This window comes from Mesorhizobium sp. M7A.F.Ca.ET.027.02.1.1 (assembly GCF_004022985.1).
In the GTDB taxonomy this organism is placed as follows: domain Bacteria; phylum Pseudomonadota; class Alphaproteobacteria; order Rhizobiales; family Rhizobiaceae; genus Mesorhizobium.
Map to the genome: position 1 here is coordinate 1 of NZ_RZOL01000202.1, position 10,944 is coordinate 10,944.

Below are 10,944 nucleotides of genomic sequence, written 5' to 3' on the forward strand. Positions count from 1 at the left end.
AGACAGATGCGGAGATGCTGAGCCCCTACGAATTCTGGCAGTACTGGCGCAACACCGAGGATGCCGACGTCGCGCGCTTCCTGAAGCTCTACACGACGCTGCCGCTGGACGAGGTGGCGCGGCTCGAACGGCTCGGCGGATCCGAGATCAATGAGGCCAAGAAGATCCTCGCCACCGAGATCACCGCCCTGCTGCATGGCCGTGCAGCCGCCGAGCAAGCCAGCGATACGGCGCGCAAGACGTTCGAGGAAGGCGCGCTCGCGGAGTCGCTGCCGACCGTCGAGGTCGACAAAACGGTGCTTGAAACCGGCGTCGGCATCCTGTCGCTGCTGGTCACCGCCGGACTGGCGGCATCGAACGGCGAAGCGCGGCGGCATGTGCAGGGCGGTGCCGTGCGCCTGAACGACGAGCTGGTGAGCGACGAGCGCCGCTTGGTGACTCCTCAGGATTTGAGTCCGGAAAACGTCGTAAAGCTTTCTCTGGGCAAGAAAAAACACATTCTGATACGGCCGATTTGAGCTCGATCACCGATACTCAAAAATCGACCTGAATATTCCGGGCGCGATCACCGACAGCGGATTGATGTCCAGCAGCGGCTTGTTGGCATTGCCTTTGAGCCGGTAGGTGACGCCGATCAGGCCACGGTCACGGCCATTGCCGAGCAACGCGCCAACGATGGGCAATTCGCCGAAGATGCGATTGAGGCCATAGACCGGCATGAATGTGCCGGTCATGTCCATGTTGTTGTTCTGGTCGTAGAGCGTGCCCTGGAACGTCGTGCCGATGCGCGGTCCGCGCAGCACGCCATTGGCCAGTTTCAGATAGCCGCTGCCCTTGTCGATCTCGGCGTAACCGCGTTCGAACTTCACCCGCGACGTATCCAGCTTGCCTTTGACCGCCTGATTGAGGCTGCGGTTGTCACCGGCCGGCGTGGTCGAGACGATGGAGGCCAATTTCGGTTCGTTGACCACGAAAAAGTTGCTGGTGTCGACCTTGCCCCTCAGCGATCCGTCGCTCGGCCCCGCAAGCGCCAGGGTGATCGTTCCGCCTTCCATATGCTCGTAGATATTGAGGAATCTCAGGATGGCGCCGGCGTCCGCGGACTGCATGTTGAGCGCGCGCCGGCCGGCACCGGTGGTGTTGCTGATTGAAATGGCGGCGCCCGAACTTGCCGTGGCGCTGACCTTCAGCCCGTTCACTCGCGAACCGGCAGCACTGTAGTCGAGCTTCAGATTGGACAGTTGCTCGTCATGGAAACCGGTCAGCTGATCGACATCGGCGCTGACGGAAATGGCATCGGAACCGGTGGTCTTGGTAGCCGTGTCGACGTCCGAGGTGAACTGCTTGATCAGCGAGCGGGCATCGAGCGCGTTGCCCGATATGTCGACCGCATAGCCCTTGCCGGACCGCTTCACCGACACGGCAACGTCGTCGCCCCTGTTCAAGGTGACCTTGCTGAACCGCGCCGACGACAAGGCGCCATTGACCAGCACGATGCTGCCGTCGACGGAGAACGACTTTCCGTCGAGATCGAAGTCGGACAGCGTCGTGGTGTCGCCGGACTTGGTCATGACGAAGGTGACATTGGCAGGAACCCCTGCCCCCTTGCTCCAGCCGGCCCAGGGAATGTCCAGCCTGGCGTTGGTCAGATCGGCCGAGACGTTCTGGTCGCCGCCGCCGTTCTTGTCGATTGCCACCTTCACCGTTCCGGCAAGCAGCGGCTTCAGGCCGGGCATGGCGGCGGCGCGGATCTTGTCGTCAAGCACCAGAGCCACTTTGCGGCTGCGCGCCGGCCCGTCATCCCTGAGCGGCTCGACCAGATCGAGTTCGGCCGGAATGCCGTTCAGCAATGCCTTGGCGGAGATCACCGCCTTCTCCGGATCGACCGTGATCGAGCCGTCGGCATCCGTCACGATCTGGCCCTCGAAGGGCTTGGCCAAGGACATGCCGCTGTAGTCGAGCGACACCAGCCAATCGAGCTTCGAGGAGTCGACACCGGACTGCAGCGGAATATCCGCCTTGACGTGGCCGGTGACGCTGCCCGACAGGTCTTCCGGCAGGATGCCGACATGGCGCATGGCGTTGATCGGCTCGTAGGATGCGAGTTCGGCGACGGCCGACGCTTCGCCGTCGACGTCGATATCGAGCGCGCCGACGACCGGCGGGCGGTTGGCCGCCTTGACCGTCAGCGTGCCGTTGCTGGCCGCCACGGTGCGGCCGCTGGGCATGTAGACGGTGCCCGAGGATAGCGAGATATCGACATCGTTGCCGTGGAAACCGACGACGCCGACCGCGTCGCGTATCGGCGGGATGCGGCCGGCGGTGTCGAAGCGCGATCCCTCGATCTGGAAGCGGCCGAACACCTCATCGGCCGAAAGCGGCACGCCGTTGCCCAGGCGGCCCGGCACCACCTGGAACTGAAGGTTGGCGTCGACGACACGGCCGCCGAACAGATTGGCCAGCACCCAGAGCCGGGCATTGCGCGCCGAAAACCACGGCCACAGCTGCTTGACGTGAGAGACCTGCATGTCGTGGATGTTGAACGCCAGATTGATCCCCGGCACTTTGCCGTCGACGAACGCCACGGCGGCGGTGCCAAGCATCTCGCCGGAGCCGGCGGACCGGAGCGCGATCTGCTCGGCGACCAATTTGTGGCTCACCGTGTTGTAGACGCCGGCAATCCGGGCCAGGAAGGTGAGCGCCGGCTCGGGCGACTCCGAAGGCGCAAGCGACGATCCGTCGCTGGTCAGGTCGTAGCGATAGGAGGGTTCTTCACCCACCGCTCCGCTTGCCGGCTTCGGCCCGATCGAACCGGCGAAATCGAATGTCGAGCGGCCGGTCTTCAGCAGCAATCTGTCGACCTGGATCTTGTTGCTGCCCGCAACCAGCATCGCATTGATATCGACGTCCGCCGGCAGCAGTCCTCGCGTGCCGAGATCGAGGACAGAACCCGTCGACGACAAAGCGGCCGTCAGCCGCGATGCGTTCGCGCCGAACCCTTCCGATCCCGTCAGCTTCAGCGCGACGGTTCCCAGCTTGCCGGCAGCGGCCGCCATGTCGCCGGTATCGGCCAGATCGACGCTCGCATCCAGTGCCGTGACGCGGTGCGCCGCGATATCGCGGGAGGCGGAAGCGGCAACGGTAGCCGTCCTGCCGTCGATGTCCGCCGTGGACGAGAACTGCATGCCGCCCGGGCCCGACTGCACGACGGTGGCGTCGGTGATCTTGACGAGCTTGATCGCTCCGGTTTCGGGCAGCACGAATTCGACATTGCGAAGGTCGATCCGGCGCAGCGAATCCTCCCGCACGGCATCGAGTGCGTGGTTGATGTTTCCGAACACCGCGGCGGACAGCTTCTCCGGATCGATGAGGCCGTCCGCATTGCGCAGGCCGGCGGTCCAGTCGCCGCCTGACGGCATCGCCGCCACGACGATGCGGGCATCCGAGATCCTGGCGCTGGTCAGCCGCACATCTCCCCACAGCAGCGGGAACAGACGCACGCCGAAGCGCACGCGGCCGGCATCGGCCATCGGCTTGCCGTCCGATGTCTTCAAGCTGACGTCGCTGACCTGAAGCGCGATGAAACTCGAACCGTCGAGCGTGATGCGGGCAGGCCCGACCGCGACATTGACATCGATGCCCGCCAGTTTCTCAAGCGCCGTTTCCGCCTCGGTGCGAAGCCGGTCGGATCCGATGCCGGAGGCGCCAACCAGATAAACGAGCACGGCGGCCAGCAGCACGAAAGCGACCAGACCGGCGAACAGTCGCGACAGGATGCGAAAACCGCGTCCGATCGAAGCCTGACCGAGCGGCGGCACACGGCAGGCGGACGGAAAGGTCCCCAGGTCGGTGATCTCATCACGCCTGAACCGGATCTTCTCGTGCTGCGGTCGCTCCTGATCCACGCAATTTTCCGTTGTACGAACTCGATCGTGGACGAATCCCCGTCCGACACTATATCGGTGTGGCTTCGCGCGTAACCTCAAACAAGGGCATCGGTATGGCTGACCTCGACGTAGGCGATCTCGCGCCGCAATTCGACCTGCCGCGGGACGGCGGCGGATCAGTCAGCCTTGCCGCATCGTCCGGCAAGCCCATCGTGCTCTATTTCTATCCGCAGGACGACACAACAAGCTGCACGCAGGAGGCGATCAGCTTCTCGCAGCTGAAGCCGGACTTCGAGAAGGCCGGCGCCGTGGTGCTCGGCCTGTCGCCCGACCCCGTCAAGAAGCACGACAAGTTCAAGTCCAAGTACAATCTCACCATCGACCTCGCCGCCGATGAGGAGCGCAAGGTGATCGAAGCCTACCATCTGTGGGTCGAGAAATCGATGTATGGCCGCAAGTATATGGGCGTCGAGCGCGCGACGTTCCTGATCGGCCGCGACGGGCGGATCGCCAGGATTTGGCGCAAGGTCCGCGTCAAGGGCCATGCGGAAGAGGTGCTCGAGGCCGTTCGCGCGCTTTGAGGTTTTGTCGGCGAGGTTGGCCCGGTTTCCCTTACAACCATATGCACGCTTGGCGGGCGTTCGCTGCGGGCAAGCCGGCGCTGCAAGCCTTTGTTAACCTTAATAATGTGTAGTCAAGCTGTCGTGGTGTCGTAAACGAAAGCTTGGTCCCGTGAACGCAACCGGTCAGTCCGCAGTCTTCGGCAGGCGTAAGGAGCCCCATACGGTCATCATCGCCCGGGGCAACGAGATCAGGCATTTCACGATCCGACCGTGGCTGGCGGCCTTTATCGGCTCGGCGCTCGCCGCCATTGCCGTCGGCTACCTCATGGCCACCTCCTATCTGGTGCTGCGCGACGATCTGATAGGCGCCACCACGGCGCGCCAGGCGCGCATGCAGCAAGCTTATGAAGATCGCATTTCGGCGCTTCGCGCCCAGGTCGACCGCATCACCAGCCGGCAGTTGCTCGACCAGCAGCTGATGGAAACCAAGGTCAGCGAACTGCTTGAACGGCAGAGCCAGTTGAGCCAGCGTCACGGCCGCCTTGGCCCGCTGCTCGAACGCGCCGAGAGCGAGGTCGGGGCAGCGCCGGCCGAAGATCCGGCAGCGGTTGCGAAGCCGGACAAACGCGCCGAAGTGACCGGCAGTATCAAGGAGCCCGCGCGGAACTATGCGGTCGCCAGCCTGAGCGCCGGTCCCGGCGCCGGCGACACAAGGCCGTTCTCGCTGTGGTCGACCCGCTCCGATCCGCTGCCCAACGATTCAGCCGCCGATCGTGCCGACAAGCTCTTCGTCTCGATCAACCAGTCGCTGAAATCCATAGAGAGCGACCAGTTGACCCGCATCAGCACGCTTGCCGACAATGCCTACAAGAGCGCCGATGCCATTACCCAGGCGCTCGAGGCGGCCGGACTGCCCGTCGACAGCGACTTTGGCAAGGGCGACAGCGATGTCGGCGGACCGCTGATCCCGCTCGACAGTTCGATGATGTTCGACAGCAAGGTCAAAGAGTTGGACGAAGCGCTTGACGCCCTCGACCATCTCAAGAAGGAAGCGCGCCAGCTGCCGCTGACCAACCCCGCACCAGGCCACTCCGTCACCAGCCCGTTCGGCGTGCGCACCGACCCGATCCTCGGCACCGCGGCACTGCATTCCGGCATGGATTTCAGGGCCCCGATCGGCATGGCCGCCAAGGTCACCGCACCCGGCACCGTCACCAAGGCCGGCTGGAACGGCGGCTATGGCCGCATGGTGGAAGTCGACCACGGCAATGGCTTTGCGACACGCTACGGGCATCTCAGCGAGATCGACGTCACCGTCGGCGAGAAACTGGACGCCGGCGCCGTCATCGGCAAGACCGGCAGCAGCGGCCGCTCGACCGGCCCGCATCTGCACTACGAAGTCCGCCACAATGGCGAAGCGATCGATCCCTTGCGCTTCCTCACGGTCGGCAAGAAGGTCGCGCAGTATCTGTAAGCGATCCTGGGCTCCTGCCCCATGCGCCGATGACCATCATGATGGCTGACTAAGGCGCTTCCATCGACAGAAACGCCGTCGCTGCCGCAACCAGGGTGATCGCACCGACCTTCAACGCGGCCTCGTCGACACGAAACCGGGCGTGATGGAGCGGAAAGACCGATCCGATCTCCTCGTTTCGGATTCCCAGCCGAAAATAGACCGAAGGACGTTTCTCGCTGTAGTAGCCAAAGTCGTCCGCGATGGTCCATCCGGGCGCGCTGAGGACGTTGTCGGCACCGATGCAGGCCTTGGCGCTGGCGGCAATCAGCTCAGTCATCTCGACATCGTTGACGACACCCGGTTCGCCCTTGTGGATGTCGACCTCGACACGCGCGCCGTGGCTCGTCGCCGTACCCTCGGCTATCGTACGAACACGGCGCCAGGCCCGCTCGCGGGTTGCATCGCTGCCGCTGCGGATGGTGCCTTTCAACGTGACCTTGCCGGCGGTGACATTATAGGCGTTGCCGCCATTGATGGCCGTCACGGAAATCACCAGCGGGTCGTACGGGTCGATCTCGCGCGAAACGATCTTCTGCAATTCGCTCACCAGGGAGCAGGCCACGGCCAACGCATCGACACCTTCATGCGGTTTTGCCGCGTGCGCGGCCGAGCCGATGACGACCACATCGAACGTGTCACAGGCCAGAGTGTATGGACCGAAGCCGACGGCGATCTTGCCGGACGGCGTGTAGGGATCGACGTGGACGCAGATCGCGGCGTCGATGTCGTCCAGAAGCCCCTCTTCCACCACCCGCCTGCCGCCCGACGGTTCGTCTTCCTCGGCCGGCTGGAAGATCAGGCGAACGGTGCCGCCAAAACTGTCCCGCGACCGGTGAAGATGCGCGGCCACTGCGAAAGCCATCGATGCATGGGCGTCGTGACCGCAGGCATGCATCACGCCTGGATTCGTCGATGCATAATCGACGCCGGACTCCTCCTCGATCGGCAAGGCATCGATGTCGGCGCGAATGGCGATCTTTCGATTTGACGGCTTGCCGGTGCCGACAATATCGACGGCAAGGCCAAAGCCGGCAACGTCGCGAATGTCGGCAATTCCCTGATCCACGAGCATCTGCCTGAGATAGCGCTGCGTGCCGGCCTCCTGGTTCGAAAGCTCGGGATTGCGGTGCAGATGGCGGCGGACCTCGATCATCCGATCGAGAATTCCGGCGTCGATATCGGTCGTCACGGTTTTCGCAACACCATCCGCCGTGGCCGAACCCTCAGGATTTGACATGGATCTCTCGCGGGAACTTCGTCAGGGTCTCATGGCCGGTTTCGGTGACCAGGATGGTCTCGCTGATCTCGATGCCCCAGCCATCCATCCACATGCCGAGGATGGAATGAACGACATTGCCCGGTTCAAGCACGGTCTTGTCGCCCGGCCTGAGGCTGATCGTATGCTCGCCCCAGTCCGGCGGATAGGCGACGCCGATGGAGTAGCCGATGCGCGATTCCTTCTTCAGTCCGTAGCGCTGGATGACCTTGCGCCAGGCGGCTTCGACGGCTTCGGCTGATGTTCCTGGCCTGACCGCGTCGAGCACCGCATCCATGCCCTCGATCACCGCTTTTGCCGTGTCCGAAACATTTGTCGGCGTCTTGCCAAGCTGCATGGTCCTGGCGAGGCCGGCGGCATAGCGGCGGCAGACGCCGGCAAGTTCCAGCGCAATCGTCTCGTTGTCTCCGAACCGCCTGTCGCTCCACATGATGTGCGGCGCCGAGGCATTCTCGCCACCGAGGATTGTCGGGGGAAGAGCGGTGATGTCGCCGGCAAAATCCGGGCTGCCCGCAATCTGCGCCGCCTGGATGGCGGCGATGGCATCGCACTCGCGAACACCCGGTGCGATCACCTCGAAGGCCCGCGTGACGGCCGCTTCGGCCAAGATGGACGCCTTGCGCAAATACGCGATCTCGGGCGCCGATTTGACCGCGCGGATCCAGTTCACCAGCAGGTCGGCATCGTGCCATTTCGCATTGGGCAGTCCCGCGACAAGCCGGGCATGCCCTTTCGGAGAGAAATAGTAGGCTTCGAGTTCGATGCCGATATGCTGCTACCCCAGCCCTTCGAGACGATCCAGTTCGCGATCCAGTCCATGGGATGGCGATCGACGCGCTGAACATGATCTTCCGGAAAGCCAACCACGTTTTCCGGTTTCATCCAGGCGGTCAGAAGACCGCCGGCCGCATCCATGGCGCGCCCGATCCAGACCGGCTCGACCTCCTCGATTGGAACCAGTACCACCTGCGGCGTGTAGAACGACCAGCCATCATAGCCGGTGATGTAATGCTGGTTGGCAACGTCGTTGACGACAAGGAGCTCGAGACCGCGCTTCGCCATCTCGGTGCGGATCTTGCGAAGCCGCTGTTGGTACTCGTCGCGGGCAAACGGCAATTCGATCATCTTTGCTCCATCTTTGTCAGATCAACGGTCGCGGGGTTCGCTCACCATTGAAGGGGTTTCGCCACGGCGGCAATCGGCCAGGGCGACGCGTGGGCAGGTCCTGAACCGAATAGGCCCTCCACGGCCTTCCCTGGAAACTTCGTCGTGAATTTATTTTTGAATTCCATTTGACTGAATAAATAAGCAATGCAAAGCTGCGCTCTCCTAAGGGGCGCAAGGCATGGCACTGCGGGGGACCAATCAGGAGTTCGGGCGGCCGTACAATCGGCGCATCGTGCTTGAGTCCATCCGCCTTCATGGACCGATCGCCCGCGGCGAGATCGCCCGGCGCGTCGGCCTCACCGTCCAGACGGTATCGACCATCGTTCGCGAACTGGAAGATCAGGACTACATCCTGTCGCTGCGCGAAGAGCCGAAGGGGCGCGGCCTGCCGCCGGCGACGCTGCGGATCAACCCCGAGGGCGGCTATGCCGTCGGCATCCACATCACTCCGCTTGGTATCAGCGCCGCCTTGATCAATCTGAGCGGCGACGTGATCGAGAGCATTTACCGCGAAGCGCCGAATGCGACGCCGGACCACGCCTTCGAACTGATCGGGGCGATGGTGGTGGAATTGACCAGACTGCGGGCTGGCGGGCGGGTGCTCGGGGTCGGCATGGCCCTGCCCGGCCCATTCGACGTGGAGTCCATGAGTTTCGTCGGGCCAACCACCATGACCGGCTGGAAGGATGTGGCGCTGCGCGAACGGCTGGCGGCCTCCACCGGATTACCGGCCTTCTTTGAAACCGATATGGCAGCGGCCGCCATGGGCGAGCGCCTCTACGGCCTCGGCGCCCAGTTTTCCGAATATTACTATCTCTATTTCGGCGTTGGCCTTGGCGGCGTCATGGTTCATGAGGGCAGCGCCTTGCGCGGCGCCTGGGGAAATGCCGGCGAGATCGGGCATATTCCCGTTATTCCGGGCGGCGAGGCTTGCCCGTGCGGCAACAGCGGCTGTCTCGAAAGATATTTGTCGCTCGAGGCACTCCGGCGCTGGAACGGCAGCGAGGCGGATTGGGTCGCCGAAGTCGCACCGATCTTTCACAACGCCGTCGCCGTCATCGAGAACCTGTTCGACCCGGAGACGGTCATCCTCGGCGGGCTAGCGTCCACCGACCTGCTCGAAATGCTGGCTGGTTCGGCCGGAGGCCTGCACAACTCCGTCTCGGCCCGCAAGGACCGCACGACGCCCAGGGTTGTGGTCGCGCGCGGCGGACAGCATTCCGTGCTGCGCGGCGCCGCCGCCCTTGCGGTTTCCGGGGTGCTGTCACCTCGCTTCGGGCAGATGTTCGCGGCCGAACGCGAACGCGAGCGCGACCTTCTCAAAGGCAGGGAGATTGCGGCATGAGTGAACCCCTGCTGGTGCTCGACAACGTCACCAAGAACTATGGCGCGATCGAAGCGCTCAAGGGGATCAGCTTCTCGATCGGCAAGGGCGAGGTCGTGGCGCTGCTGGGCGACAACGGCGCCGGCAAATCGACACTGGTGAAGATCATATCGGGCGGACTGGAGCCGACGTCGGGTCGCATGCTGTTCGAGGGCAAGGAATTCCTTGCCAAATCACCGGCCGAGGCCAAGGCCGCGGGCATCGAGACCGTCTATCAGGATCTCTCGCTGTGCACCAATGTCGACGTGGTCGCCAATTTCTTCATGGGCCGTGAGATCACACGCAAGTTTCTCGGCATTCCCGTGCTCGACGAGCACGCCATGGAAGCCGTCGTTGGAAAGGCGCTGGCCAATGCCGGCACCCGCATTCCCTCGCTGCGGGCCAATGTCGAGCATCTCTCGGGCGGCCAGCGGCAAGCCATCGAGCTCAACCGTTTCGTGCACTGGGGTGGCAAGCTGGTGCTGCTCGACGAACCGTTCGCCGCCCTCGGCGTCGAACAGACACGGCGCGGCCTCGACATGATCCGCCAGGTGGCGAACCAGGGCATCGGCGTCGTCATCATCACCCATATCATGCAGCAGGCTTTTCAGGTCGCCGACCGGATCGTGGTGATCCGCCAGGGCGTTGTGGCCGGCGATGTCGCACGCAATAAAACAAGTCCCGATGCGGTGATCAACATGATCACCGGTGAGACGCTTGCCGGTGCCGGACCGACAGGCTGAGGGACAAAAGAGGGGTCCGGCTTAAGAGGAGCGAACGACATGAAGCGAATACTTCTTGCTGTCTTCGGTATCCTTGCACTGGCCTTTGCCACGCTCACGCCGGCATTCGCCCAGTCCAAGGGTATCGTCTACTATATGGTGCCGACCCTGCTGGACGAGTTCCAGACCGGCTCGGTGAGCGCGCTGGAACTGTTCCTGAAGCAGACCGGCTACGAGATGAAGACGCTGAACGCCGACAACAAGACCGACGCCCAGCAATCGCAGATGAACGACGTCATCGCGCTGAAGCCGGCGGCCCGGGCCGCCTCGATCGACGGTTTCAGGGCATTGAAGTCGACTGCCGCCAGGATGATGGCCGCCGGCTTCAGCGCGATGACGTCGTTCATCTGCGATTGCTGGGCGTCGGTCTTGTTGTCGGCGTTCAGCGTC

General features: G+C 63.5%; 6 protein-coding genes and 3 pseudogenes. 6 read left to right on the plus strand and 3 right to left on the minus strand.

Going from position 1 to position 10,944, the window contains the following annotated elements; translation table 11 throughout:
• Positions 1–518: pseudogene (locus EN749_RS21070) on the plus strand (tyrosine--tRNA ligase); the annotation flags it as partial.
• A 6-nt stretch (positions 519–524) separates the two neighbouring features.
• Here the strand turns inward: EN749_RS21070 and EN749_RS21075 are convergent.
• The gene (locus EN749_RS21075; RefSeq protein WP_128363886.1) at positions 525–3,905 is read right to left on the minus strand and encodes a DUF3971 domain-containing protein; all 3,381 of its coding nucleotides are present in this window, start codon (positions 3,903–3,905) and stop codon (positions 525–527) included.
• 95 nt (positions 3,906–4,000) lie between these two features.
• On the opposite strand from EN749_RS21075, the gene EN749_RS21080 reads away from it, so the two are divergent.
• Complete coding sequence (locus tag EN749_RS21080) at positions 4,001–4,468, plus strand: peroxiredoxin (protein ID WP_127395577.1); 468 nt, start codon at positions 4,001–4,003, stop codon at positions 4,466–4,468.
• A 151-nt stretch (positions 4,469–4,619) separates the two neighbouring features.
• On the plus strand, positions 4,620–5,924 hold the full coding sequence (locus EN749_RS21085) for a M23 family metallopeptidase (RefSeq protein WP_128289768.1): 1,305 nt from the start codon (positions 4,620–4,622) through the stop codon (positions 5,922–5,924).
• Positions 5,925–5,973: 49 nt separating this feature from the next.
• Here the strand turns inward: EN749_RS21085 and EN749_RS21090 are convergent, their stop codons facing one another.
• Complete coding sequence (locus EN749_RS21090; protein WP_128363887.1) at positions 5,974–7,203, minus strand: amidohydrolase; 1,230 nt, start codon at positions 7,201–7,203, stop codon at positions 5,974–5,976.
• Positions 7,190–8,367, minus strand: a pseudogene (locus tag EN749_RS21095) (M24 family metallopeptidase). Before EN749_RS21095 ends, EN749_RS21090 begins: the two are co-directional and overlap by 14 nt.
• Before the next feature lie 220 nt (positions 8,368–8,587).
• Here EN749_RS21095 and EN749_RS21100 point away from each other — a divergent pair.
• From EN749_RS21100 to EN749_RS21110, 3 genes and pseudogenes are all read left to right on the plus strand, one after another.
• Positions 8,588–9,754 carry an ROK family transcriptional regulator gene (locus EN749_RS21100; RefSeq protein ID WP_128289767.1) on the plus strand — a complete coding sequence of 389 codons (1,167 nt, stop codon included), beginning with the start codon at positions 8,588–8,590 and terminating at the stop codon, positions 9,752–9,754.
• Positions 9,751–10,515, plus strand: a complete 765-nt coding sequence (locus EN749_RS21105) for an ATP-binding cassette domain-containing protein (RefSeq protein ID WP_127381266.1) — start codon at positions 9,751–9,753, stop codon at positions 10,513–10,515. Before EN749_RS21100 ends, EN749_RS21105 begins: the two co-directional genes overlap by 4 nt.
• Before the next feature lie 39 nt (positions 10,516–10,554).
• A pseudogene (locus tag EN749_RS21110) lies at positions 10,555–10,812 on the plus strand (sugar ABC transporter substrate-binding protein); the annotation flags it as partial.
• Between the last annotated feature and the right edge of the window lie 132 nt (positions 10,813–10,944).

What these genes read in the sequence shown, in the direction of transcription:
- EN749_RS21080 (WP_127395577.1), top strand. Translation starts at nt 4,001, where the DNA reads ATGGCTGACCTCGACGTAGGCGATCTCGCGCCGCAATTCGACCTGCCG.
- EN749_RS21090 (WP_128363887.1), bottom strand. Translation starts at nt 7,203, where the DNA reads ATGTCAAATCCTGAGGGTTCGGCCACGGCGGATGGTGTTGCGAAAACC.
- EN749_RS21100 (WP_128289767.1), top strand. Translation starts at nt 8,588, where the DNA reads ATGGCACTGCGGGGGACCAATCAGGAGTTCGGGCGGCCGTACAATCGG.
- EN749_RS21105 (WP_127381266.1), top strand. Translation starts at nt 9,751, where the DNA reads ATGAGTGAACCCCTGCTGGTGCTCGACAACGTCACCAAGAACTATGGC.